General features: G+C 59.0%; 19 protein-coding genes and 9 tRNA genes. 26 read left to right on the forward strand and 2 right to left on the reverse strand.

The window, feature by feature from the left end:
• Position 1 precedes the first annotated feature (1 nt).
• The 14 genes from CZ345_RS12265 to CZ345_RS12345 all read left to right on the forward strand — a co-directional run bounded on the left by CZ345_RS12265 (position 2) and on the right by CZ345_RS12345 (position 10263).
• A tRNA-Asp gene (locus CZ345_RS12265) sits at positions 2-78 on the forward strand.
• A 36-nt stretch (positions 79-114) separates the two neighbouring features.
• Positions 115-191, forward strand: a tRNA-Asp gene (locus CZ345_RS12270).
• A gap of 198 nt (positions 192-389) precedes the next feature.
• Positions 390-465: transfer RNA gene (locus CZ345_RS12275), tRNA-Val, on the forward strand.
• A 9-nt stretch (positions 466-474) separates the two neighbouring features.
• Positions 475-551: transfer RNA gene (locus CZ345_RS12280), tRNA-Asp, on the forward strand.
• Between the two features lie 37 nt (positions 552-588).
• Positions 589-665: transfer RNA gene (locus tag CZ345_RS12285), tRNA-Asp, on the forward strand.
• A 685-nt stretch (positions 666-1350) separates the two neighbouring features.
• Positions 1351-2817, forward strand: coding sequence for a phosphate acetyltransferase (pta, locus tag CZ345_RS12295; protein ID WP_420538683.1), 1467 nt, complete (start codon positions 1351-1353; stop codon positions 2815-2817).
• Positions 2817-4037: an acetate/propionate family kinase gene (locus CZ345_RS12300; RefSeq protein WP_077073410.1), complete on the forward strand. Its 1221-nt coding sequence runs from the start codon at positions 2817-2819 to the stop codon at positions 4035-4037. Before pta ends, CZ345_RS12300 begins: the two co-directional genes overlap by 1 nt.
• Before the next feature lie 577 nt (positions 4038-4614).
• On the forward strand, positions 4615-5406 hold the full coding sequence (dapB, locus tag CZ345_RS12305; protein WP_077073411.1) for a 4-hydroxy-tetrahydrodipicolinate reductase: 792 nt from the start codon (positions 4615-4617) through the stop codon (positions 5404-5406).
• Between the two features lie 29 nt (positions 5407-5435).
• On the forward strand, positions 5436-7055 hold the full coding sequence (gene nadE / locus CZ345_RS12310) for an NAD(+) synthase (RefSeq protein WP_077073412.1): 1620 nt from the start codon (positions 5436-5438) through the stop codon (positions 7053-7055).
• A 241-nt stretch (positions 7056-7296) separates the two neighbouring features.
• Complete coding sequence (locus CZ345_RS12315) at positions 7297-9006, forward strand: long-chain-fatty-acid--CoA ligase (protein WP_077073413.1); 1710 nt, start codon at positions 7297-7299, stop codon at positions 9004-9006.
• Between the two features lie 901 nt (positions 9007-9907).
• Positions 9908-9982: transfer RNA gene (locus CZ345_RS12330), tRNA-Gly, on the forward strand.
• Between the two features lie 13 nt (positions 9983-9995).
• Positions 9996-10069, forward strand: a tRNA-Cys gene (locus tag CZ345_RS12335).
• A 1-nt stretch (position 10070) separates the two neighbouring features.
• Positions 10071-10145: transfer RNA gene (locus tag CZ345_RS12340), tRNA-Gly, on the forward strand.
• Positions 10146-10188: 43 nt separating this feature from the next.
• Positions 10189-10263: transfer RNA gene (locus CZ345_RS12345), tRNA-Gly, on the forward strand.
• A 96-nt stretch (positions 10264-10359) separates the two neighbouring features.
• Here CZ345_RS12345 and CZ345_RS12350 read toward each other — a convergent pair.
• Complete coding sequence (locus tag CZ345_RS12350; protein WP_077073416.1) at positions 10360-11550, reverse strand: hypothetical protein; 1191 nt, start codon at positions 11548-11550, stop codon at positions 10360-10362.
• A complete protein-coding gene (locus tag CZ345_RS16720) occupies positions 11531-12064 on the reverse strand; it encodes a hypothetical protein (RefSeq protein WP_144277349.1) in 534 nt (177 codons plus the stop codon). The genes CZ345_RS12350 and CZ345_RS16720 overlap by 20 nt, the downstream gene beginning before the upstream one ends.
• Before the next feature lie 11 nt (positions 12065-12075).
• Here CZ345_RS16720 and CZ345_RS12355 point away from each other — a divergent pair, with 11 nt between their 5' ends.
• The 12 genes from CZ345_RS12355 (at position 12076) to CZ345_RS12410 (ending at position 23696) form a co-directional block, all read left to right on the forward strand.
• The gene (locus CZ345_RS12355) at positions 12076-13956 is read left to right on the forward strand and encodes a TRAP transporter permease (protein WP_077073417.1); all 1881 of its coding nucleotides are present in this window, start codon (positions 12076-12078) and stop codon (positions 13954-13956) included.
• Positions 13957-13998: 42 nt separating this feature from the next.
• The gene (locus CZ345_RS12360; RefSeq protein WP_077073418.1) at positions 13999-14976 is read left to right on the forward strand and encodes a TAXI family TRAP transporter solute-binding subunit; all 978 of its coding nucleotides are present in this window, start codon (positions 13999-14001) and stop codon (positions 14974-14976) included.
• A gap of 142 nt (positions 14977-15118) precedes the next feature.
• Positions 15119-15847 (forward strand): SDR family NAD(P)-dependent oxidoreductase, encoded by a 729-nt coding sequence (locus tag CZ345_RS12365; protein WP_077073419.1) that lies wholly within the window; start codon positions 15119-15121, stop codon positions 15845-15847.
• Positions 15848-15854: 7 nt separating this feature from the next.
• Positions 15855-16211, forward strand: coding sequence for a putative quinol monooxygenase (locus CZ345_RS12370; RefSeq protein ID WP_077073420.1), 357 nt, complete (start codon positions 15855-15857; stop codon positions 16209-16211).
• Between the two features lie 30 nt (positions 16212-16241).
• Positions 16242-17129 carry a LysR family transcriptional regulator gene (locus tag CZ345_RS12375; RefSeq protein WP_077073421.1) on the forward strand — a complete coding sequence of 296 codons (888 nt, stop codon included), beginning with the start codon at positions 16242-16244 and terminating at the stop codon, positions 17127-17129.
• Positions 17130-17257: 128 nt separating this feature from the next.
• Positions 17258-17887, forward strand: a complete 630-nt coding sequence (locus CZ345_RS12380; protein ID WP_077073422.1) for a flavodoxin family protein — start codon at positions 17258-17260, stop codon at positions 17885-17887.
• 114 nt (positions 17888-18001) lie between these two features.
• On the forward strand, positions 18002-18838 hold the full coding sequence (locus tag CZ345_RS12385) for an amidohydrolase family protein (protein ID WP_077073423.1): 837 nt from the start codon (positions 18002-18004) through the stop codon (positions 18836-18838).
• A 191-nt stretch (positions 18839-19029) separates the two neighbouring features.
• Entirely contained in the window at positions 19030-19860 is an 831-nt protein-coding gene (locus CZ345_RS12390; RefSeq protein ID WP_077073424.1) for an amidohydrolase family protein, read from the forward strand.
• Between the two features lie 771 nt (positions 19861-20631).
• Positions 20632-21357 (forward strand): amino acid ABC transporter ATP-binding protein, encoded by a 726-nt coding sequence (locus tag CZ345_RS12395; protein WP_077073425.1) that lies wholly within the window; start codon positions 20632-20634, stop codon positions 21355-21357.
• A gap of 47 nt (positions 21358-21404) precedes the next feature.
• Positions 21405-22226: a transporter substrate-binding domain-containing protein gene (locus CZ345_RS12400; protein WP_077073426.1), complete on the forward strand. Its 822-nt coding sequence runs from the start codon at positions 21405-21407 to the stop codon at positions 22224-22226.
• Positions 22227-22275: 49 nt separating this feature from the next.
• Positions 22276-22998, forward strand: a complete 723-nt coding sequence (locus CZ345_RS12405; protein WP_077073427.1) for an amino acid ABC transporter permease — start codon at positions 22276-22278, stop codon at positions 22996-22998.
• Positions 22995-23696 carry an amino acid ABC transporter permease gene (locus CZ345_RS12410; RefSeq protein WP_077073428.1) on the forward strand — a complete coding sequence of 234 codons (702 nt, stop codon included), beginning with the start codon at positions 22995-22997 and terminating at the stop codon, positions 23694-23696. The genes CZ345_RS12405 and CZ345_RS12410 overlap by 4 nt, the downstream gene beginning before the upstream one ends.
• Positions 23697-24141: the final 445 nt, after the last annotated feature.

Consider the following 24141-nt stretch of genomic DNA (forward strand, 5'->3'; position numbering starts at 1 on the left):
TGGAGCGGTAGTTCAGTTGGTTAGAACGCCGGCCTGTCACGCCGGAGGTCGTGGGTTCAAGTCCCATCCGCTTCGCCACTTTTGTTTAAAAGGGTTTTCCCCCACTCCATATTTGGAGCGGTAGTTCAGTTGGTTAGAACGCCGGCCTGTCACGCCGGAGGTCGTGGGTTCAAGTCCCATCCGCTTCGCCATTCAAGGCCCCGCAAGCTCAGTTTGCGGGGCTTTTCTTTTACTCTCCGCAGGACGGAAAAGACGGCGTTCTTCGTTCTTTCCCGAAAAAAAAGCGGCGTTTCTGCTCCGTTGAGAAAAAGTCTTCCCTCCGCCCCGGAAAACCTGAGGAATCTCTGTTGACAGAAGGGAACATTTTCCCTAAACACATACCTGCGCATGGGCAGTTAGCTCAGTTGGTAGAGCATCGCCTTCACACGGCGGGGGTCACAGGTTCAAGTCCTGTACTGCCCACCATGCGAAAACGGAGCGGTAGTTCAGTTGGTTAGAACGCCGGCCTGTCACGCCGGAGGTCGTGGGTTCAAGTCCCATCCGCTTCGCCATTTTTATTTAAAAGGGTTTTTCCCCCACTCCATATCTGGAGCGGTAGTTCAGTTGGTTAGAACGCCGGCCTGTCACGCCGGAGGTCGTGGGTTCAAGTCCCATCCGCTTCGCCATTCAAGGCCCCGCAGGTTCAGCTTTGCGGGGCTTTTCTTCTTTCTTCCGCAACATGCGGAACATACGCTGCCTCCGTACGCCGAAAATGCCCGAAAAACGATGAGGCCATTCCCGCCCTGAGCCGTCCCCTCCCGGTTCCTTCCCGATGTCTTCCCCCTTTTCCCCTCTTCTGCTTCGCCGCGCCGAAGAAAACAGGGAGGATTCCGCCGTGCACCGCTTCGGCCGCCGCCGGAGCATGTCCGGCCGTGATTCCCTGCCCCCTTTCCCGGCTTTTTCGGGAACCTTCCCCGGCAGCAGTCCCGGAAAAGACGTGTTGCCTGAGGAAAAAGCAGCGGAAAAAACGCCGTTGACGACGGCTTTGCCGTTCCGCCGCCGGAAAAGAGCGTTCTTTTCTCTCCCGAAAAAACCAAGTTGAGCGCTCAATCAATTTTTCTCGGAACAGCATTTCTCCTTACATCATACCATGTTGCAGCAATTCTTTTCCCGGCGCTCCGCCTCCGGGGCGGGGTACGGCTCTTGACTCCATTCCCCAGCATATTACACTTAGCAGACGTTCTCTTCCCTTAAAGGTTTTCTTTCCCGGCTGAAGATTCTCTATTTTTAAGGAGTTGCCCCATGGCACGCACGCTTTTCGTCACCGCCCTCGCGGCGAAGTCCGGCAAGGCTGAAGCCGTCGCCGGGCTGATGGATCTTATCAAAGGTTCCGCCAAGGCCCCTGTTCTGTTCCGCCCCGTTCCCTGCCTCGCCACCGCGCTTGAACACATCAACGGCGGCAAGGGCAACGCCCTCATCGACGACATTCTCGCCGCATGGAAAAAGGCTTCCGCCGATGCCGACTTCGTGCTCTGCGAAGGTACGGACTTTGCCGGCAACAGCCCCGCGCTGGAAGCTTCCCTGAACGCCTGCGTGGCCGCCAACATGGGCGCTCCCGTGGTGCTTGCCCTCTCCGGCGAAGGCGCCTCCGTCGCTGAAGTGACGGCCACCATCCTCGCCTTCCAGTGCGGCATGAAGGAAAAGTGCGTGGATGTGCTCGGCGTGTTCCTTTCCGGCATGAGCGAAGAAGACGAAAAGGCCGTTGCCGCCGCCTTCTCCTTCCCCGTGAGCAGCAAGGCCGCCGCCTTTGCCTCCATTCTCGACAAGTGCGAAGGCCACATCACTCCCCGCCTGTTTGAATTCGGTCTCATCGAAAAGGCGCAGAAGCACCTCATGCGCATCGTGCTGCCCGAAGGCGAGGAAGACAGACTCATCAACGCCGCCGCCATCCTCATCGAACGCAAGGTGGCTTCCATCATTCTTCTGGGCAACCCCGAAAAGATTCATGCCCGCGCTGCGGAACTCGGCGTGAGCGTGGAAGGCGCGGAAATCATCGATCCGGTGAACTCCCCCGACTTCGAAGACTTTGCGGAAACCTATGCACAGCTCCGCGCCAAGAAGGGCGTGACCATCGAGCAGGCCCGCGAAAAGATGGCCGACAACACTTACTACGGCACCATGATGATCTACAAGGAAAAGGCCGACGGCATGGTTTCCGGCGCGGTGAACACCACCGCCCACACCGTGCGCCCCGCCCTTGAATTCATCAAGACCAAGCCCACGGCCTCCATCGTGTCCAGCGCCTTCTTCGTCTGCCTCAAGGACCGCGTGAACACCTACGGCGACTGCGCCATCAACCTCGATCCCGATCCCGAACAGCTCGCCACCATCGCCGTGACCACCGCGGAAACCGCCGCCGCCTTCGGCCTGGAACCCCGTGTGGCCATGCTCTCCTACTCCACCGGCAATTCCGGCAAGGGTCCCACCGTGGACAAGGTGAAGGAAGCCACCCGCCTCGCCAGGGAAAAGGCTCCTGAAATGCTCATCACCGGTCCCATCCAGTACGACGCCGCCGTGGATGCCGCCACCGCCAAAACCAAGCTTCCCGGCGATCCCGTGGCCGGACGCGCCAGCGTCTTCATCGTGCCCGACATCAACACCGGCAACAACCTTTACAAAGCCGTGCAGCGCTCGGCCAACGCCGTGGCCATCGGCCCCGTGCTTCAGGGCCTGCGCAAGCCCGTCAACGACCTTTCGCGCGGTTGCTCCGTTCCCGACATCGTGAACACCGTCGCCATCACCGCAATCCAGGCTCAGGCCGAAAAGGGGCTCAACTAATGGTCAAGAAAATTCTCGTCATCAACGGCGGCAGCTCTTCCTTCAAGTACCAGGTTCTGGAAAAGGAAACCGAACGCCGCCTCTGCCAGGGCCTTGTGGAACGCATCGGCTCCGCCGACAGCATGCTCACCCACAAGCGCTTCCATGAAAACGGCGAGACGGAAAAGTTCGAATATCCCGGCAACTACGACACCCATGCCGCCGGTATGGCCAAGGTGGCGGAAGTGCTCATGAAACGCGAACTCGGCGGCGTCATCGACGACCCGAAGGAAATCGTGGTCATCGGCCATCGCGTGCTCATGGGCGGCCCCGACTATCAGGAAGCCCTGGTCACCGAAGAAGTGAAGCAGGTCATCCGCGACTACATCCCCCTCGGCCCGCTGCACAACCCGGCCAACCTCACCGGCATTGAAGCCATGGAAAAGCTGTTCCCCGGCGTGCCCAACGTGGCCGTGTTCGACACCGGCTTCCATGCCACCATGCCCGATTACGCCTACACCTACGCCCTGCCCAAGGAACTTGCCGCCAAGTACCGCATCCGCCGCTACGGCTTCCACGGTACGTCCCACCGCTATGTGTCCAAGGCCGGCGCCGCCCTGCTCGGCAAGAAGCCTTCCGAGGTGAATGTCATCGTCTGCCATCTCGGCAACGGCAGTTCCGTTTCCGCCGTGCGTGCGGGCAAGTGCGTGGATACCAGCATGGGCCTCACCCCGCTGCAGGGTCTCGTCATGGGTACCCGCTGCGGTGACATCGACCCCGCCATCGTGCCCTTCCTCATGAAGAACGAAGGCCTGAGCTGCGATGAAATCGACACCCTCATGAACAAGAAGTCCGGCTTCCTCGGCATGTGCGGCAAGAGCGACAGCCGCGACATCGAAGCCGGCGTGGCTGCGGGCGATGCCGACTGCATCCTCACCTTCAACACGCAGTGCTACTCCGTGAAGAAGTACATCGGCGCCTACATGGCCGCCCTCGGTCATGTGGACCTCATCGCCTTTGCCGGCGGCATCGGCGAAAACGCCGCTCCCGTGCGTGCCAAGATTCTGGAAAACCTCGAAGAATTCGGCATCGAACTCGATGCGGAAGTGAACAAGATCCGCAGCGGCGAACCCCACTTCATCAGCAAGGAAGGTTCCCGCGTGAAGGTGGCCGTCATTCCCACCGATGAAGAGCTGGAAATCTCCCGCATCGCCGTGAACATCGTGGAAGGCAACGCGTAACACGCGTGCCTGATACAGGCATCACGCCCCGCCGTTTCCTTCAAGGATGCGGCGGGGCTTTTTCGTACCGCAGCCTGCCCGGAGCCTTCCTTTCTCCCTGCACCACTCCGCTCCGTACCGGTTCCTCTTCTCAAAAAACGCGCTCCGACCTGCCGGGAACGCTCATCGCCCGGCCCGCAGAAGAAACAGCACCACGCCCGAGCCCCACCATAAAGGAGCAAGCTGACCTTTGGGGCGGGCGTTTCCAGAACAACCGGCTGAGAATGCCTTCTTTTCACCGGACCGTTTCCCATAACAACGTACAGCCTGCCTCATGCGTGCCGGCACGGGCATAACAGGCTGCCCCGAAGGAGAAAAGAAACGTCCGCCGCAAGGTAAGCGCCCGCCCCGCGGCGCCGCATCGTTGCAAGAGAGTCCTTGTCTTACGCGCCTTTTCCGGCGTTTTTTGCCTTCCCTTCATTGCCGTATTCCCGCCGTATCCGCTTTGATGTGAATTAACCCGCATACGTTGCGCTCCCGTGCAGATTTTTTTATGATTATTTGCAGAGCATCATCCTTCAAGACCTGGAGAAGTCATATGGCACTTTCCATCATTGTCATGGGTGCGGCGGGCCGCATGGGTTCCACCATCGCGCGCCTCGTGTCGGAGGCGGACGATCTTACCCTGGCCGCCGTGCTGGAACGCCCCGAAGCCGAAGACAGGCTTCAAGGCTTCAAGGCTTCCGGCACGCCGGTTTCCGGCGATATCTCCACGGTACTGCCCGCTTGTCCCGGGGCCGTCGTCATCGACTTCACCTCCCCCGAATCCAGCATGGTCACGGCCCGCGCCTGCGCAGCGCACGGCAACCCCGTCATCATCGGCACCACGGGCTTTTCCGATGAACAGCTCGCCGAACTGGATGCGCTGGCGGAAAAGAGCCTCCTCTTCCGTTCCGCCAACATGAGCGTGGGCATCAACGTCATCATGGACATCCTGCCCCGCCTCACCGAACTGCTCGGCGAAGCCTACGACGTGGAAATGATGGAAATCCACCACAACAAGAAAAAGGACGCGCCGAGCGGTACCGCCCTGCTTCTGGCCGACCCGCTGCTCAAGGCAAAGGGGCTGACCCGTGCGGACATCAACACCAACCGCTTCGACGTGCGCGAACCGCGCAAACATGCGGAAATAGGCATACAGTCTCTGCGCGGCGGCGATGTTGTGGGCGTGCACACCGTGTACTACATGGGCCCGGGAGAACGCATCGAAATCACCCATCAGGCCCATTCCCGGGAGAACTTCGCCAACGGTGCCCTGCGCGCGGCCCGCTGGATCGTTTCCCAGAAGCCCGGCCGCCTGTACACCATGCAGGACGTTCTGCACAACTAGCCGTTACGAGCCGCTACCGAGGTTGACCCATGCACATCATTCTTCTTCAGCACAACCCCATTCCCGGCGACGTTCACGGCAACGCACGCAAACTGGCCGACATGGCCATGAAGGCGGCGGAGCTTTCTCCCGCTCCGGCAGGAAAGCGCACGCTCTGCATTCCCCCGGCCTATGCCCTGGCGGGCGTTCCGTGGGAATCGCTGAAGCATATCGGCGGCTTCTACCGCCGCTGCCGCGACGCCGCCCATGAACTGGCCGCCATGCTGGAACACGGGCCGGACATGCTCATTTCCCTCACCGGGGCGGAAGTGCCCCTGTATGTTCTGCTCTCCGAAGGGCGGCTCATCGCCCTTTCCCGTCAGGCCAACGGCATCATCCGCATCCCGGACGGACCTTCTCTGTATCTTCCCGAAAGCGAACCCGCCTGGGCGCATCAGGAGGCCCTCGGTCTTCTGAAGAGTTCCCGCGGAGCCGCTTCCGTGGACGCGGTGCTCTTCACTTCTTCCGAACTTTTCCTGCCGGAAAATCAGGAAAAGAACGAAATGCACTGCGCCGCCCTTGCCGGACTCTGGAAGCTGCCCGTACTGGCCGTGCATCAGTGCGGAGCCACGGACAGCCTCATCTACTCCGGCCGCAGCTTCGTGCTCGACGCTTCGGGCGAAGCCGTGGCCCGCGCCTCCGCCTTTGAGGAAGCGGCCGTCGCCGTGGAGCTGGAATCCCGGGCCGTTTCCGCCTCCGCCCTGCCCATTCTGGGCGGAGCCGCTCCCGAAACCGTGCAGGAAGCCCCCGAAGGACCGGAAGCCCTGTTCGGCGCCTGCGTGGTCGGCGTGCGCGACTATGTGCAGAAGTGCGGACTCTCGGGCGTGGTCATCGGCCTTTCCGGCGGCATGGATTCCGCTCTCGTGGCCTGCATCGCCACGGAAGCCCTGGGGCCGGAACGCGTGCTCGGCGTGCTCATGCCTTCGCGCTGGAGCTCCGACCACAGTGAAAGCGATGCCGAAACGCTGGCGAAGAACCTCGGCATTCAGGCCGTGACGGCCCCCATCACGCCCATGATGGACGCCTTCGACTCCGTGCTTTCCCCCATTTTCGCCGGTCTCCCCGCCGTGGAAAACGACCTTACGGCCGACAACGTCCAGCCCCGCATACGCGGAGCGCTTCTCATGGCCTTTGCCAACCGTCTGGGCCGCGCCGTGCTCGGCACGGGCAACAAGTCGGAAAACGCGGTGGGCTACTGCACCCTGTACGGCGACACCGTGGGCGCGCTGGAACCCATAGGCGACATCTACAAGACCGACGTGTACAAGGTGGCCCGCTTCTACAACGACATGCGCGGTGCGGAAATCATCCCGGCAAACGTGTTCACCAAGGCTCCTTCGGCCGAACTGCACGCCGGTCAGGTGGACGAGGACAATCTCCCGCCCTATGAAGTGCTGGACGCGGTTCTGCGCGAACTTCTGGAAAACGGCGGCAACCCGGAAACGCTGGTGGTTCCCGGAGTGGCCGACGATGTGGTGCGCAGCGTGGTGCACAAGGTGGCCATGGCGGAATTCAAGCGCCATCAGAGCGCGCCCACGCTCAAGCTCACCTCCTGCACGCTGGGAGTGGACTGGCACATGCCCGCCGTGGCCCGCGCGCTGAACGCCTGAAATACGTTCTGAAGGCGGACAAGCTTTTTCTTCACAAGGGTTCCCTGAACGGGAACCCTTTTTTTACGCGCCTTTCCCGTCACTTTGTGCGTGACAGAACACGCCTCTGCCGATAGAATGACTCCCGTTTGGAGTACTTGTTTCCACGCGCTCACCGCCCTGCGGCGCGCGTCGCGGCCTTACGGGCATCCCCCCAGACAGGAGCCCGGTACATACCTCTATAAAAACACGGACACGTTTCATGGCTGATCCTATCCCCGCATGGCTGCCCCATCTCCCCGAGGGCGCCGACGCCCACATCGACATCACTCCCCGTTCCCTCCAGTCCTATCTCGACGATGCCGCCGCCAACTTCGGCGACCGCAAGGCCGTCATCTTCCAGAATCTCACCCTTTCCTACAAAGAACTGAAGGACAAGGCCGAAACCTTCGCCGCCGCCCTGCGCGGGCACGGACTCAACAGCGGCGACCGTGTGGCCATCATGCTGCCCAACCTCCCCCAGACCATCATCGCCTTCTGGGGCGCGCTCAAGGCCGGCGCCACCGTGGTCATGACCAATCCCCTGTACATGGAAAAGGAACTGACCCATCACTTCAGCGACTCCAAACCCAAGATACTCGTCACCCTCGATCTGTTCTGGTCCAAAATAGAGCCTCTGCGCGCGCGTCTCGGCGTACAGACCTGCGTGGTCACCCGCATTGCGGACGCGCTGGCCTTCCCCCTGAACCTGCTCCAGCCTCTGCAGGCCAAACGGCAGGGCAATCTGCCCGAGGTCCGCTTCGACGGCCATGCCGTGGTTTCGTGGAAATCCATGTTCAAAACGGGCCGCCGCTACAGCGAGGAACCCAAGAATCCCGCCGACGCTCTGGCCCTGCTCCAGTACACCGGCGGCACCACCGGCTTCGCCAAGGGCGCCATGCTCACCCACGGCAACCTTTCCGCCCAGATACAGCAGCTTCTGGCCCTGCTGCACTGCGATGCCTCCACCTCCTCCCACAGCTTCCTCAGCATCATGCCCTTCTTCCACGTCTTCGGGCTCATGGGCAACATCGTGCTTCCCACCGTGCTTGCCGCCTCCACCATGCCGGTGCCGCGCTACGCCCCCCACGACGTGCTGGAACTCATCAAAAAGCATCGCCCCACCTTCTTCGTGGGCGCGCCCTCCGTCTACATCTCCCTCATGCAGCAGAAGGACATCGCCCAGTATGACCTCACCTGCATACAACTGTGCATTTCCGGCTCTTCCCCCTTCCCGCAGGCCAGCCTGAAACAGTTCCAGGACATCACCCACGCCAACATCACCGAAGGCCTCGGCCTTACGGAAGCCTCCCCCGTGGTCATCGCCAACCCTGTGTACGGGCTCCAGAAAATCGGTTCCATCGGCCTGCCCATCCCGGAAACGGAAGTACGCATCGTCGATCTGGAAACCGGAGAAAAGGAACTCGGCGACAACGAATGCGGCGAACTCGTGGTGCGCGGCCCGCAGGTCATGAAGGGCTACTGGAACCAGCCCGAGGAAACGGCCTCCACCCTCGCGGGCGGCTGGCTGCATACCGGCGACATCGCCTATCGCGACAACGACGGCTACTACTTCATCGTCGATCGCAAGAAGGACATGGCCATCGTGGGCGGCTACAACGTCTTCCCCCGCGAAATCGACGAAGTGCTGCACGAATATCCCAAAATCAAGGAAGCCGTTTCCCTGTGCGTGCCCCACAAATCCCGCGGTGAAACCCTCAAGGCATACATCGTGCCCAAGGAAGGCGAAAAAATCACCGTGTCGGAACTGGCAGCCTTCTGCCGCTCCAAGCTCGCTTCCTACAAGGTTCCCCGCATGTTCGAATTCCGTGAGGAACTGCCCAAGTCTCTGGTGGGCAAGGTGCTGCGCCGCGCCCTGCGCGAGGAAGAGGAAAAGAAGCAGCGCGAGGAAGAAGAAGCCAAAAAGGATTAACCGACAAAGGTCGTAAGGCTTTTCCGGGCTCCGTGCGCTGTGCCGGAGCCCTTTTTTTCTTCCGCGCTTCGGCCGGAAGGTCGGACACGGTTCATCTGCGCCGTCCGTATGGGCGGAACAGGCGGAGGGCTTGTGGGACTGTTCTCCGGGCAGGAAAAAAACTCGGGCAGACAGCCCATGCCTCCCTTTCCTTGCCGAAAGCCGACGGCTGGCCCTGTCCGCACCTCCGGCATAACAGACCGGTGTTCTCCTCAGTGGGGCTTCCCGTTCCCCTTGTCCGCATGGCAGGCTGTACAGACAGCATGTGCGCCCTTCCCCAGATGTGCAGAAAGGCGATTCCCGACCGGCAAGGTATTTCAAAGGGAGACGGAAAAGTCCTCTTCCTTCCCGGAGCGGCCCGGAACCGCCATCTGCTGCGGGAGAAACGCCTTTTCAGCAAAAACGCCGGACTCGCCACGCAAGGCGCACGAAACAGGTCTCCACGCCGCGCAGAACAGAGATGATCGACGCGCCGAGTCTCTTTCTGCCGACCGTCCCGGCTTCACACCGGAAGCAGACAAGAACGTTCCCAGAGGAGTTCCCCGCTTCTCCCCCGGAGAGCCCTGCGGAGGAGAAAAACGGCGGTCCGGCACAGGGGGAGACGGACGGCCTTTGGCCCTATCGTACACGGGGAGAGCCTCAGGCCACAGACAGCAGACCTTCCACCCCGGACATTCCGAAAGAGATACTCAAGATTCATACCGGCATCCCGATCTTACCCTGACGGATTCGGGAGGCCCTGTTCTCTCGTTCCGAGCCTGGAACCTACGACTTTCCCGGGGAATGACGGAAAAAATCATATTCTTCCCTTTTTTCCTGTTGACAGTGCCTGCCGAATCGCCTATAAATCCTTTCACGCCACGCGGGAGTAACTCAGTGGTAGAGTGCAACCTTGCCAAGGTTGAAGTCGCGGGTTCAAATCCCGTCTCCCGCTCCAGCACAAATTTCGTGGCGACATAGCCAAGTGGTAAGGCATAGGTCTGCAAAACCTTGATCTCCAGTTCGAATCTGGATGTCGCCTCCACGCGGGAGTAACTCAGTGGTAGAGTGCAACCTTGCCAAGGTTGAAGTCGCGGGTTCAAATCCCGTCTCCCGCTCCACGAAAGAATGAAGGCTTACCACCAGTAAGCCTTTTTTCATATTGCGGGCATAACTCAACGGTAGAGTGTCAGCTTCCCAAGCTGAAGGTTGCGGGTTCAAATCCCGTTGCCCGCTCCAATATTTCAAGGGGTTATAAGTGATGAACTTATAACCCCTTTTCTTTTCCAGCTTCTTCATGCTGCAGGCAATATTCTCCCGCTGAAATTTTCCTCTTCACAATCCCATGATACGGATGCGGCAATCGTCGGGCAGAGCGTTCAGCATACCTTCCATGCGCGTGAGGAAGCGCTCGTAAACATTCACGGCTCCGGCAAGGACGTCCTCTTTCGAAAACGCATCCGATTCATGTCCGCCCCCGTGAAGAGAGGCCCGCCGGCGCTCCGCCTCAAGCAGGCAGCTCCGAAGAGGCGTGTCTTTCCCCTCCCGCAGAGCAAAAACGGCAACGCGCATGTCCGAAAGCATGGCCCGCACGGCGCTTGTGCTGTAATCATTGCAGCCGTAGACATCAAAGCCCTTCGGTTCCCACGCTTCGCGTGCGTTCCGCGCTGACTCGAAGCGACGTTCCAGAAACGGCAGAAGGTACATCTCCAGCACGTCTTCATCCATGGAAAAAGCCGGAACCGGCGACCTACCGTCCGGGTCTTCCGCGCATACCAGAAAACACGGCTCATCCCCGCTTCCGCCGTGGCAGAAAAGAGGCTGCTCCACGCCAAGGGATGCCGCCCTGAACTGCAGGTACGGCAAAGAATCCGCGCCGTTCTCCCGGCAGAGCGCAAGCTCATACCAGCCGCCCCCCTCCGATGTCACCGTCAGCGTCGCATGGCGGGAAAAACGAAACACGCAGCGTACAAGGTTGCCCTCTGTCAGAGAGCTTTCCAGCCCTCCGCCGGAATATTCATACCGCCGCGTCATGGAAGATTTCTCCTCAAGGAGGACCCGTTGCAGACTCTGCCCCGCAAGGTATGGAGTAAAAAGCCGTTCGGGACGAAAATTGGGGCGGTTCAGCCCTTCCGTGCAGGTGGGAGGAATACGGTTCCAGCCTATGCGGGCGGAAAGCCCTTCTCCGGGGAGATACTCCAGAGCCGTGCCGTCGTCGAAATCCAGAATGAAAGGCTCGCACAAGGTTACACTGTGGGGAATACGCAGGGAACGGAAAAAAACGTCCGCGGAAGATGGGGCGGAAAGACCTGCGGTGCACCGGAGCTTTTCCTCATAACGGCGGAGCTCTTCACCCGTCATATTCCGTGCCGCCCCCACCACGCGGACGCCCTTCAACCGCTTATTCCTGAACTTCCTGACGGCCAGCTCCTTCAGCACTGCTTCCGCCCCCTCGTACACGGGCGCGGACCAGGCGTACCAGTCGAAACGGTCATGGAATGCATCGTTACTGAATGTCAGAGGCATGATTCTCCCCCATGCAGGTCACCCGTTTTGTCCGCGCTGCAAAGGCATTCTTCGAACCGGGAAGCAGGCTCTCCACGTTTTCCTGGCAGAAACGCGATTTTCCTGTGCCGCAAAGAATACGCTCATCGACCAGGGAAGGACAGGGAAAAGATGCCTCCTGGAAGTCCGGGGCTGCTTTCCATGGCCGCATACCTTCTGCCGGCCGCCCCGCACGGGACTTTTTCTTTTTAATATACCCCCATAGCGCGCATATACATACGCGGGGCGGAACGCCCCTGAAATATGCCGTCATCCCGCCGGAATACGCTTCTTCTCCACGGGAAGGCTCTGCCCCGCTCATGTTGCGCCGCAAGGCTTCAGGCACCTCATGGCGTTGAGATGACTTATTTTTCCGTCCATATATTAAAAATATATATGACAAAAAGTATAAAGGTATTAGCGTATTTTTTCCCTTGTATTGTATGTTTGCCTTACCCTCTGAAATGAGGCGGATTTTCTGACCATCGATACTCATGGGGAGGACTCATGCCGACAAGAGCATCTCTCAAACCTCTGGCAACAGCCATAGCGATCCTGTTTACTCTGTTCCAGATCTACTTCACCGCCTTCGGCGTTCTGGAAGGCACCACCATGCGCGCCGACTTCCTCGGCTTCGTCATGGTACTCATCTTCCTCCTCTATCCCCCGTTCAAGTACCCGGAGGGCAGAAAGGAACCCGCCTTCTTCGTCATGATGGATCTTTGCCTCTGCGTGCTGGCCATCGCCATATCGGCGTATATCACCCTGCACAGCGAGGAAATCATGATGCGTATGCGTTATGCCGAAGAAGTGCCGCCGATGGCCTTTTTCCTCGGCGTCTGCGCCATAGTCCTGACGCTGGAAGTCACGAGAAGAACCACGGGCTGGCCTCTGGTCATCATCGCGCTCGTGTTTCTCGCCTACGCATTCTGGGGCGACATGCTCCCCTCGGCGCTCAAGCGCATGCCCATCACGTCCGACATGATTCTGGAATGCATGTATCTTTCCAACGAAGGCCTGTACGGCATTCCCACTTCCGTAGCCACGGGTACCATTTTCGGATTCATCATGTTCGGGGCTTTTCTTGAACGCTCCGGCATGACCAACATCTTCATGGACATCGCCTGCCTGCTGACGAAAAAATCCCAGGGCGGCCCCGCCAAGGTGGCCATATTCGCCTCCGGCATGTTCGGCACCTTCTCCGGTTCCGCCGTGGCCAACGTGTACGGCACGGGCATCTTCACCATTCCGCTCATGAAAAAGGTAGGCTATCAGCCTCACTTTGCAGGCGCGGTGGAAGCCGTGGCATCTACGGGCGGCCAGATCATGCCCCCCATCATGGGCGCGGCTGCCTTCCTCATGGCCGACCTTGCAGGCGTGCCCTACCTCGAAGTGGCCAAGGCCGCGCTGCTGCCCGCCATTTTGTACTACCTTTCCCTGTGGAGCATGATCCACTTCGAAGCCGTGCGCACCAACCTCGGCTATATCGACGCGGAACTTGTGCCGCCCGTCTCCCGCGTGATCGGAAGGCTGTACTATCTTCTGCCCATCGTCATTCTCGTGACCATCATGTGCATGGGAAAAAGCGTCAGCCTCTGCGCCAACGCTGCCACGCTCTCCGTTCCCTTCATCGCGCTGTTCAGCGCCGAAACGCGCTTCTCCTTCCGCAGCTTCTGCGAGGCGCTGGAGCTTTCGGCAAAAAACGTGCTCATGATAGGCAGCTGCTGCGCCTGCGCAGGCATCATCATAGGAGTCATTTCCCTCACGGGCGTGGGCTACAAGCTCATGGCGGTGATCACCTCCTTTGCGGGCAACAACCTCTTTCTGCTCTGCGTATGCCTCATGCTCACCTGCCTCGTGCTCGGCATGGGCGTTCCTACGGCTCCGGCCTACATCATCGTGGCCACCCTCGGCGCTCCCGCCCTCATCAAGGCCGGATGTCTGCCCATCGTGGCGCACATGTTCTGCTTCTACTTCGCCATTCTTTCCGTCATCACGCCCCCGGTATGCCAGGCCGCCTTCGCCGGTGCGGCCATCGCCGAGGCCCCGGCCATGAAGACGGGATTCACCGCCGCAAAGCTCGGCACCATCGCCTTCATCGTGCCCTTCATGTTCATCTATGCGCCGGAACTTGCGGCGCAGGGCTCGGCCCCGGCCATCGTTGTCGCCGTCATCACCAGCATCATCGGCGTCGTTCTTCTCGCAGGCGGAGTGCAGGGATACCTGCTCGTTCCCGCCAGTCTGCCGGAAAGACTCATGCTCATCGGCGGCGGTCTGTGCATGGTCATGCCCGGCACGCTTACCGACGTCATCGGTCTCGCCCTGGCTGCGGCCGTGATCTTCTTCCAGTTCATGAAAAAGCGCAGGGCCGCCGCACAGGTCGCCTGAACGCGCAGTTTCTCCTTTTCACCTTCATCCCAGGAGTACGCCATGCATACCATGTTCAAAGCCCTTGCCGTAAGCGCAGCCCTTACCTTCCTAGCCTCGGGAACGGCGTTCGCCGCAGACAGGATTGAACTCAACGCCGCCGCGGGAAATCAGGGAGGCGTCTTCTATGTGGGCATGGGGGCCGTGGGCAACGCCATCATGCAGGACAACCCCGACATCGATTATTCCATGTTCCCCTCGGCCGGCCTCACCAACATCATCCGTGTGCAGAACAACCAGAGCCAGATCGGCGTCATCCAGTCCAACAACGGAGTCATGGCTCTGAAAGGCCTGGCTCCGTTCAAAAGCCCGCAGAAAAACATCACCGGGCTCGTCAACATGAACACCCGCGCGCATACCCACATCGTCGTCACCGAGGCCTCGGGCATCACCTCCATGGAGGATATCCGGGACAAGAAGCTGCCCATACGCATCAACATCAATCCCAGCGGCGGCAACAATGAAATGATGCCCCGTCTGGTATTTGAAGCCTACGGCATAGGCTGGAACAAGCTCAGGGAAAACGGCGCGAAGCTCTTCCCCCTTTCCATTCCCGACTCCATCGACATGATGAAGGACGGCCGCATCGACGTGGACGTGTATCACGGCGAAGAACCCGCCTACAAATACACGGATATCATGTCCACCGTGAACATCCGCTTCCTCGACGTGGACCCCGAAGTGGTGAAAAACATTGCCGACGAATACGGCATGACCGTTACGGAATTTTCCCCCGAAGCCTATGACGGCAAGGCGAAGGGCGTGAGAGGCCTCACTTCGCATACCGAAATCATCGCCAACGCGGACATGTCGGAAGACCTGGCCTACCGCATCACCAAGGCCATTGTGGAACACCGGCAGGATATCGCCACGGCAGTGCCCCTGTGGGGTACCATGACTCCCGAAGTCGCCTGCCGGACCACGGTGCCCCTGCATCCCGGTGCAGCCAAATACTACAGAGAAATCGGAGTCCTGAAGTAGCCGGAACGTCGGATATCCGTCCGAAGAAACGGTGAGGCCTTCTTCCTCGTCATCCCCTGTTCCGTCGGTGGTCCTTCCTCGGAAGGCCCCGGCGGAACGGCATGTTCCGAAGCATTTTTTGAGTCATACGGAGTCATCTTCCATGGACAAGCCTGTTCTCATCGTCACAGGTTCCGCCACCGGCATAGGACTTGCCGCCGCACGCCTGCTTTCTTCCCGTTATCACATAGTCGGAACCTGGAACCGTACGGCACCTTCCGAAGAAGACCGTGCCTTCATAAACGGAACCTTCATTCAGTGCGACGTTTCCCGGGAGGAAGACTGCGCCCGTCTCGTGGAAGAAGCGCGCAGCCTCGGCTCTCTGCGCGGACTCGTCCACGCGGCCGCCGTCAACCCCACTCCCGCGCCCTCCGTGGCCGATATGAGTCTGGAGTTCTGGAACCGCATACTCACCAACAACCTGACCGGCACTTTTCTGCTGTGCAGAGCCGTGCTGCCCGAACTGCGCCTTCAGGGCGGCGGTTCCATCGTGCTCGTCAGTTCCACTGCGGGACGCAACGGCTTTTCCCTTGCAGGCGGCCAGCCCGGTCATGCGAAAACCGCCTATGCCACCAGCAAGGCGGGCATCATAGCTTTCACCAAGGGACTTGCCCGGGAAGTTGCGGAAGAAGGCATACGCGTCAACTGCGTGGCTCCCGGCCCCATCGACACCCGCATGCTGCCCAACAAGGAAGCCACGGCGAAAAGAGTCCCCATGGGACGCACGGGTACCGCCGAAGAATGCGCCGAAGCCATTGCCTTCATGCTGGATAACGCCACCTATACCACCGGCTGCACCCTCGACGTGTGCGGCGGCCAGTACATGAACTGAGGCCCGTATGCCGGCTTTCGCCATCACCTCGCGCATGCGCGCAAAACAGGGACAGGAAGACGCTTTCGCCGTGCTGCTCGTCGAATACGAGAAGGCCTGCGCGCATCATGCCGGCCTTCTCTATCACAGCATACAGCGAAACGTGAACGATGCCCGGGAGTTCATCTTCTATGAACTCTACGATTCCGAAGAACATCTTCGCCTGCATCGCGCCGCACCGGAAAACAGGGCGTGGGCTCCGGTACGGGACGCCCACATAGAAGAACGACACGTAGACACCTGGCAACTCATGAATCTGGAAGGTCCGGCCGCACAGCTGTGGAAGTCGTCCGTCTGCGCGGAAAAAGAAACTGCCTCTTCCTGAAAATTTCATGACCATGCCCCCGGAGAAAACATGGACCTCAAAGACATGCTGTACTTCTGCACCATTGTGGAAGAAGGGCAGATAAGCAAGGCGGCAAAGCGCCTGAACATAAGCCAGCCGCCGCTGAGCCTCCGACTGAAGGAACTGGAGGAGGAAGTAGGCTGCTCGCTTATTTCCCGCGCCAACGGAAAATGGAAGGTTACCAAGGAAGGACAGCTGCTCTACCATAAGAGTCAGCAGATACTCAGCCATATCGAGGGGCTGGCGGAAAGCATACGCAACATAGGTTCGGAATTCAGCGGAGAAGTACGCATAGGCATAGGCGCGCACTGCATGTCCTATTTCCAGCGCATCGTGCCGGATCTCATCCGAAAATATCCCCGCATTTCCTGTCGTACGGTGGTGGCCGATTCCCCCACCATAGAACGCTATCTGCAGGAACGTTCCATAGAGCTCGCCGTGCTCCGGCTCAACCTTTCCTACAACTGCTACACCACCTTCAACCTGCCTCCGCAGCATATGGTGGCCGTGTACTCCAATCTGCTCCCTCCCCCTGCCCACGAGGGACAGGTCACCTTTGAGGAACTCGTGCAGTATCCTCTGCTCTTTTCCCGGCGCTGGGCCAATGCCGACGGCTTCCGCCCCATTGTCGCCGCCTTTCAGGCAAAACACCTCAAACCGCAGATGGTGCTGGACGCACAGCTGCCTTCCCTGCTCATCAATCTTCTCTACACCACGCCCGCCGTGGCGCTCATTCCCAATACCGAAATTCCCAGCTATGCGGAGGACGTTTTCCCCGTACGCGACATCGACCACTATGTCATCTTCCAGCCCGTGCTGGCCTACCTCAGCGATTCCTACCTCAGCCCTCAGGCAAACGCCGTCATGGAGCTCATCAAGGAATATTGCATCGAATAATACATATTTATTTTCCATATACAACACCAACAAAAAAAGTCTTTGTTATAACCTGCAGATATACTCTATACATTCTTTTACATCTCTTGTGCTTCTTCTTGTGTCACCTTTTTGCAAAGGATTTCATCATGAAGGTTCTCGCTCTCAACGGCAGTCAGAATCCCAGGGGAGTCACCTGGCACGCCATCAACCTCGTAGGTGAGGAACTCGCCAGGGAAAACATCGGGCTGGACATCATCCATATCGGCGCAAAAGCCGTTGCCGGCTGCGTCGACTGCCGCAAATGCCGCACCAACGGCCACCACTGCATCCATAACGACATCGTCAACGACATCATCGACAAACTGCCCGAATACGACGGACTCATTCTCGGCTGCCCGGTACACTACATGGGCATTCCCGGCACGTTCAAGGCCTGCCTCGACCGTCTGCTCTACGCCACGGAACATCTCGAAGGCTGGGGGCCCAAGCCCGCCACAGCCATTGCCGTTTGTCGCCGTGCCGGGGCCGTCAACACGGCCCAGCAGCTCGGCAACTACCTCAACTGTTCCAATCTCATCACCGTGAACAGCCAGTACTGGAACATCGTTTTCGGCTGGAAGCCCGAGGAATTCCTCTCTCAGGATACGGAAGGCGTACAGACCATGCAGGTACTCGGCCGCAACATGGCGTGGCTGCTCAAGGTCATGGAGGCAGGACGGGAAAAATTCCCCGCCCCCGTCTATGACAAGCGTGTCCGCGCCAATTTCTGCCGCTAGGCAGACAGGGCAGGGCTGCGGCACGACGATTCCCCCATGAGGAACGCCCGCCGGGGGCATCATGCCGTTTTTCCTTCTTTTTCCTTGCCGCCCCATACAGGAGGGCAGCTTCCCATGGTCATTGATTTTCGCCTTCGTCCCCCCTTCGGGGATTACGTCAAGCTCGGCATGTACACCAACAAGGAGCGCTGCAGAAGCTACGCCTCCAACATAGGCAGGGAGCTTGCCCCCTCCATCGCGGAAGAAAGCATGGAGCTGCTCCTTAAGGATATGGACGACAACGGCATCGACATCGGCGTAGCCACCGGCCGCGTGGAGCACTTTGCCGGAGGCATGAGCAACGACAACGTCATCCGTCTCACGGAAACATACCCCGGCCGTTTTTTCGGCTTTGCCGGTCTCAATCCTCTGGACTGGCGCTGGTCGCTGCGGGAAATCCACAGAACCGTGGTGGACGGACCGCTCAAAGGCGTGGTGCTGGAGCCGGGAGCGGTGCGCCCGCCCATGTACGGCGACGACGCCCTGCTCTATCCCCTGTATGCCGAGTGCGAAAAATACGACATCCCCGTCATGGTCATGCTCGGGGGAAACGCCGGGCCCAACGTGGACTACAGCTTCCCCCGCATCATTCATAAGATAGCTTCCGATTTCCCCACGGTGAAGTTCATCGTCTCCCACGGAGGCTGGCCCTGGGTACAGGCCGTGCTCGGCGTATGCTTCGTGCAGCAGAACATCTACCTGAGCCCGGACCTCTACATCTTCAACCATCCAGGCTGGCAGGACTATGTGACGGCGGCCCATACCTATATGCGCAAGCGTATTCTCTATGCCTCCGCCTATCCCTTCCTTCCGCTGGAATGCGTGCACAATTTCCGTACGCTGTTCAAGCCGGAAGTTCTGCCCGACCTCATGTACCACAACGCGGCGGCGCTGCTCGGACTCGAGGCCTGAACCGCAGAAGCATGAAGATAACACACTCCGGCCGGGAAATACCGGATCATCCGGCGCACGGGTCCGCACGGAATGCGTCTTTTCCGTAAGGCACAAGCCCGGCGGCATCTGACGCCTTCCTGCGGCAGCCGGACACGCTTCCCCGGTTAAACGCCTCCTATCCTCTACGGCACAGCCGAAAAGGAGCAGACATGGTCATCGACTTCCGCCTGAGACCTCCGTTCGGGGGCTTCCTCCATACCGGCATGTATGCGGACAAGGCCGCCGCGGACTTCTATGCCGACAATATCGGCCTGCGCCGCTCCGAATCGTCCAGACAGCAGTCCATGGAACTGCTGCTCCGGGAAATGGAGGAAAACGGCATAGACATGGGCGTTGCCACAGGACGCATAGGCCACAAAAAGGGCAATGTCTCCAACGACGACATCATCCGTCTGACGCAGACCTGGCCGGGAAAATTCGCAGGCCTGGCCGGCATAGACGCCTCGGACCCGAAACAGGGTATTGCGGAAATCCGCCGCGTCTGCCTGGACGGGCCGCTCAAGGGCGTGGTGCTGGAACCGGGAGCCATGGCGCAGCCGCGCTATGTGGATGATGCCCGCCTCTATCCCCTGTATGCCGAATGCGAGGCCTGCGGGCTCCCCGTAGTGCTCATGATAGGCGGCAGGGCGGGGCCGGACAGAACCTATTCCCATCCCCAGCGACTCAGCAAGGTGGCCGCAGACTTCCCGGAAGTGAACTTCATCGCGGCACATGGATGCTGGCCCTTCGTACAGGAAATCCTGGGCGTCTGCTTCTATCAGAAAAACATCTACCTCTGCCCGGATCTCTATTTCTTTCATCTGCCCGGTCAGGACGACTACATCCGTGCGGGCAACTACTATATGCAGGACCGTATGCTGTTCGGGTCCGCCTATCCCTTCATTCCCCTTTCCTGCGTGCATGAGTTCAGAGAGAGCTTCCGCCCGGAAGTAAGAAACAAGCTGCTCGGTGAAAACGCCGCACGCCTGCTGGGCCTCTGATCCCGGCACGGCAAATCTCCATCCCTTCGCCGTCCATACGGCCCTATTCCTCTGAACGCCGGGGAGAGTCTGCTCTCCCCGGCGTTTTCATACTCCGCCGGCCTCCCCTTCCGCACGCATTTTCCCCAAAACTATCTCTCCGGCCCTTCGACGCCCCGTGCTGCCGGTACCGCTCCCGCCGCCGGGCAACTCTGAGAGCCTCTTTCCCTGATGCGGAAAACGGCCATGCCGAAGAAGCCCGTTTATCTTCGTTTTCCTCGTCGGCGGCATACCCCGGAACTGCCGTCGGAGGGGAAAAAGCAACTTTCTGCAATATGAGAGAGGAAACAAATCCCGGCACAAGCGGATAAAAAATTCTCTTTTTTTATTAATTGCTTTTTCCTCAGCGGAAAACTTCGTTTTCCGATCCGTCAAAGTGCCGCTCACATTCCATTTTATTCAACAAAACTGAATTATTGAAAAAATAACCATACTACCCATATCCCCAAAATACCTCTCTTTTCATCATAATGCGCAACGATATAATATTATGTAGCATATCATCATTTTTTACAAAAATAACAAAGAATTACATAGCAGTAAAGAGAATTTACCATTCATAATATCTTTATTTAAGGAGAATAACAAAAGAAATAGACATAATTGACAAAAAAATGACATGTGGATATATTTTTACATTATTGTTAAGAACAACTTTTTTTCTTTTCAAAAAAGCCAAAGAAAAACAAGGGGCTGCGCGACGTTTACCTGTCCGCTCCCAGGGAGAAAAACGTGATCAGGCTTTCCAACGTGCATAAATCCTTCGGCTCCCATGAAGTACTCAAAGGCGTGAATCTGGAAGTGAAGGAAGGGGAAAAACTCGTCATCATCGGCCCTTCCGGTTCGGGCAAATCCACCACGGTACGCTGCATGAACGGCCTTGAAATCCCCACGTCGGGTCATGTGTTCATCGACGACGTGGAACTGACCCGGAAAAACCGCATTGAACTTGTGCGCAACACTTCGTCCATGGTGTTTCAGCAGTTCAATCTCTACCCGCACCTCACGGTAATGGGAAACCTCACCCTCGCGCCCGTGAAACTTTTCGGCAAGTCGAAGAGCGAAGCACAGGACATCGCCCGTCACTACCTCGAGGTGGTCGGCCTTGAGGAAAAGGCTCACGCCTACCCGGCCACGCTTTCCGGCGGTCAGCAGCAGCGCGTAGCCATCGCCCGCGCGCTGTGCAGCCAGACGAAAATCATTCTTTTCGATGAACCCACCTCCGCACTGGACCCGGAGACGGTGCAGGAAGTGCTGAACGTCATGGTCAGGCTCGCCGGAGAAAAGAACATCACCATGGTCATCGTGACCCATGAAATGGGTTTTGCCCGTGAGGTGGCGGACAGAGTGATCTTCATGGACGACGGTACCATTCTCGAGGAAGGCACGCCCGAACACTTCTTCCTCAGCCCCACCCACGAGAGAACGAAACAGTTCCTCGGCAAGATTCTGCACTAGATATTCTGAAAACGCCTTTCGGCATAAGCATCAAGGAGAAGAAAGAAATGAAGAAACTGCACCGCATAGGCATGTTCCTGCTTTCCGCCGTCGCCGTTCTGGGCCTGTCCGCCGGAGCTTTCGCAGCCCCCCTGCCGGACGACGTTCAGGCCATCGTGAAACGCGGGGAACTTCGCGTGGGCGTGAAGTCCGACGTGCCGGGATTCAGTATGCAGGATCTTTCCGGCGAATATGCAGGCCTGGAAGTGGATCTGGCCAGAAAACTCGCCGAAGCCATGGGCATCAGGCCCGACAAGGTATCCTTCACCGCCGTGACGGCCAAAACACGCGGACAGCTTCTTGATACCGGCGACATCGACATGGTGCTCGCCACCTTCACCATCACTCCCGAGCGCAAGAACATCTGGAACTTCTCCTCCGCCTACTACACCGACGCCGTTTCCCTGCTGGTGAAGAAAAACGGCGGCATCAAGGGGTATGCCGACCTTGCAAGCAAGCTCGTGGGCGTGGCGGAAGGCTCCACTTCCAAGGATGCGCTCATCGCCGCGGCCAGGGAAAACGGCGTCACCCTGACCGACACCGACAACATCCAGACCTTCCCCGACTATCCCTCCATCAAGGCCGCCCTCGACGCCGGTCAGGTCCAGGCCTTCTGCGTGGACGGCTCCATCCTTTCCGGCTACCTCGATCCGAGCACGGAAATTCTCACCACCGTCCGCTTCGCCCCGCAGGAATACGGCGTGGCCACCAGGCTTTCCAACAAGGGCCTTGCCGCCTTTGTGGAAGAAAACATCACCAAGTGGCTTTCCGACGGTACCATCGACAAAATCATCGCAGCGCACAACGTCGCTCCCTCCTTTAAAAAATAGGCATCTTCAGGGCGCGGCGTAAGCCGCGCCGCAAATACAGGTTTGAACCGTGATCGAGCAAATACTGTCTCCCTCCTGCTGGCTCGTCTTTCTGGCCGACTGGCAGCTTTTCCTTCAGGCCTTCGGCGTGACCGTGATGGTATCCATCGCAGCGCTGGCGCTGGCCCTGGCTCTGGGCGTCGTGTTCGGCGTCATGTCCACCTCGCAGTTTCTTCTGCCGAGGAACGTGGCCCGGGCCTATGTGGAAGCCATCCAGAACACGCCGCTGGTGCTGCAGGCCTATGTGTTCTACCTCGCCCTGCCCTATATCGGGGTGATGATGGGACAGGTAAGCGTGGGCATCTTCGCCGTGGGCATCTATCACGGCGCGTACATCGCCGAAGTGGTGCGCGCAGGCATACAGTCCATCCCGCGCGGCCAGTCGGAAGCCGCAGCCTCCCAGGGATTCACCTATGTACAGACCATGCGCTGGGTCATACTCCCCCAGACGGTGAAAATCATACTCCCTCCGCTGGTCAACCAGATGGTGAACCTCATCAAGAACACCTCCGTCATCGCCCTCATCGGCGGCACGGACCTCATGAACCGCACCAACGACTGGGCCACCAGCGGAGCCAGCATCTACGGGCCGCCGTTTCTGGTATGCGGCGTGCTGTATTTTCTCCTGTGCTTCCCCCTTTCCACCTGGGGACGGCGCTATGAGGAAAGACTCAAGAAAAAGGACAGCCATGCCGGTGAAGAGCTCAGAAAAATAGAGGAAGAACTGTCGTGATCGAGGTCATTACCCGTACCTTTACGCCTGAGATACTCTCCTATCTGCTGGGCGGCGCAGGGCTTGTCATCGAGCTTTCCGTCGTCATCGTGATATGCAGCATCTTCTTCGGTCTTATTCTGGCGCTGCTGCGAAGCTACGACAAATTCATCCTCGGCAGACTCGCGGGCGTGTATATCGAAATCTTCCGCAATACGCCCAATCTCATGTGGGTGCTCATCTGCTATGTGTACGCGCCCCTGCCCACGGCCTTTCTGCGCTGCTCCTTCGCCTTCGTGCTCTTCACCTCCGCCACCATTGCGGAAATCATCCGCGGCGGACTGAACTCCATTCCCAAGGGGCAGTTCGAGGCCGCGTCCTCCCAGGGCTTCGACTTCGTGCAGACGCTCATCTACATCATCCTGCCCCAGTGCTTCCAGAACATCGTCCCCACGCTGCTCAGTCAGGTCATCACCGTGGTGAAGGATACGTCCTTCCTTTCCATGGTGGCCGTGGCGGAACTCATGTTCCGTTCCCGAAACGCCCTGGCGCTTCTGCCCCGCTACACGGGCCAGACCGTGGGCATCGCGCAGGTGGCCGTTATCTTCGGCTTTGCCGCGCTCATCTACTTCATCATCAACTTCACCCTCTCCTGCATCGTCCGCCGCATGCAGAAACGCCGCCAGGCCCAGACCAGGCAGGTCGCGGCCGGAGCCTGAAACCTGTTCCCCGGCAAAAAGCAGGCGGCGTGAAGACGCTTCCTCATCGACGGCCCTTCCCGCCGAAGATCGGGCAGAAAACGCTGGCTCTCCCCGCCCGGCGCGGCATACGCCGTGCCGGGCACTTCTTCAGCAACACGCGAAATTCCCGTATGCCTGCGCCTGCAAGCCGGGCCCAGGTCTGGAACGGCGTTCCCCCTCATTCTCCCTTCTCTTCACTCCCGACAGAGGCGCTTTCCCTGTCGTACCCGCATTCCGTCGAACGCGTGCCGTCACGGAAGTTCCCGCCCTTCGACAGACTGCACGAATACGCGGCACGGCTCCCGGACCGTGACACGCGCGTACAGGTTCCGAGTCGCCTTCTTCCCACAGAAAAAAACGTTTTTCGGGACATTCCCGTCCCCGCATAAAAATGCGGCACGCCTGTGCGGCACGAGAAGATGCT

This window comes from Mailhella massiliensis, assembly GCF_900155525.1.
GTDB classification, from domain to species: Bacteria; Desulfobacterota; Desulfovibrionia; order Desulfovibrionales; family Desulfovibrionaceae; genus Mailhella; species Mailhella massiliensis.

What these genes read in the sequence shown, in the direction of transcription:
- pta (WP_420538683.1), top strand. Translation starts at nt 1,351, where the DNA reads ATGGATCTTATCAAAGGTTCCGCCAAGGCCCCTGTTCTGTTCCGCCCC.
- CZ345_RS12300 (WP_077073410.1), top strand. Translation starts at nt 2,817, where the DNA reads ATGGTCAAGAAAATTCTCGTCATCAACGGCGGCAGCTCTTCCTTCAAG.
- dapB (WP_077073411.1), top strand. Translation starts at nt 4,615, where the DNA reads ATGGCACTTTCCATCATTGTCATGGGTGCGGCGGGCCGCATGGGTTCC.
- nadE (WP_077073412.1), top strand. Translation starts at nt 5,436, where the DNA reads ATGCACATCATTCTTCTTCAGCACAACCCCATTCCCGGCGACGTTCAC.
- CZ345_RS12315 (WP_077073413.1), top strand. Translation starts at nt 7,297, where the DNA reads ATGGCTGATCCTATCCCCGCATGGCTGCCCCATCTCCCCGAGGGCGCC.
- CZ345_RS12350 (WP_077073416.1), bottom strand. Translation starts at nt 11,550, where the DNA reads ATGCCTCTGACATTCAGTAACGATGCATTCCATGACCGTTTCGACTGG.
- CZ345_RS16720 (WP_144277349.1), bottom strand. Translation starts at nt 12,064, where the DNA reads ATGAGTATCGATGGTCAGAAAATCCGCCTCATTTCAGAGGGTAAGGCA.
- CZ345_RS12355 (WP_077073417.1), top strand. Translation starts at nt 12,076, where the DNA reads ATGCCGACAAGAGCATCTCTCAAACCTCTGGCAACAGCCATAGCGATC.
- CZ345_RS12360 (WP_077073418.1), top strand. Translation starts at nt 13,999, where the DNA reads ATGCATACCATGTTCAAAGCCCTTGCCGTAAGCGCAGCCCTTACCTTC.
- CZ345_RS12365 (WP_077073419.1), top strand. Translation starts at nt 15,119, where the DNA reads ATGGACAAGCCTGTTCTCATCGTCACAGGTTCCGCCACCGGCATAGGA.
- CZ345_RS12370 (WP_077073420.1), top strand. Translation starts at nt 15,855, where the DNA reads ATGCCGGCTTTCGCCATCACCTCGCGCATGCGCGCAAAACAGGGACAG.
- CZ345_RS12375 (WP_077073421.1), top strand. Translation starts at nt 16,242, where the DNA reads ATGGACCTCAAAGACATGCTGTACTTCTGCACCATTGTGGAAGAAGGG.
- CZ345_RS12380 (WP_077073422.1), top strand. Translation starts at nt 17,258, where the DNA reads ATGAAGGTTCTCGCTCTCAACGGCAGTCAGAATCCCAGGGGAGTCACC.
- CZ345_RS12385 (WP_077073423.1), top strand. Translation starts at nt 18,002, where the DNA reads ATGGTCATTGATTTTCGCCTTCGTCCCCCCTTCGGGGATTACGTCAAG.
- CZ345_RS12390 (WP_077073424.1), top strand. Translation starts at nt 19,030, where the DNA reads ATGGTCATCGACTTCCGCCTGAGACCTCCGTTCGGGGGCTTCCTCCAT.
- CZ345_RS12400 (WP_077073426.1), top strand. Translation starts at nt 21,405, where the DNA reads ATGAAGAAACTGCACCGCATAGGCATGTTCCTGCTTTCCGCCGTCGCC.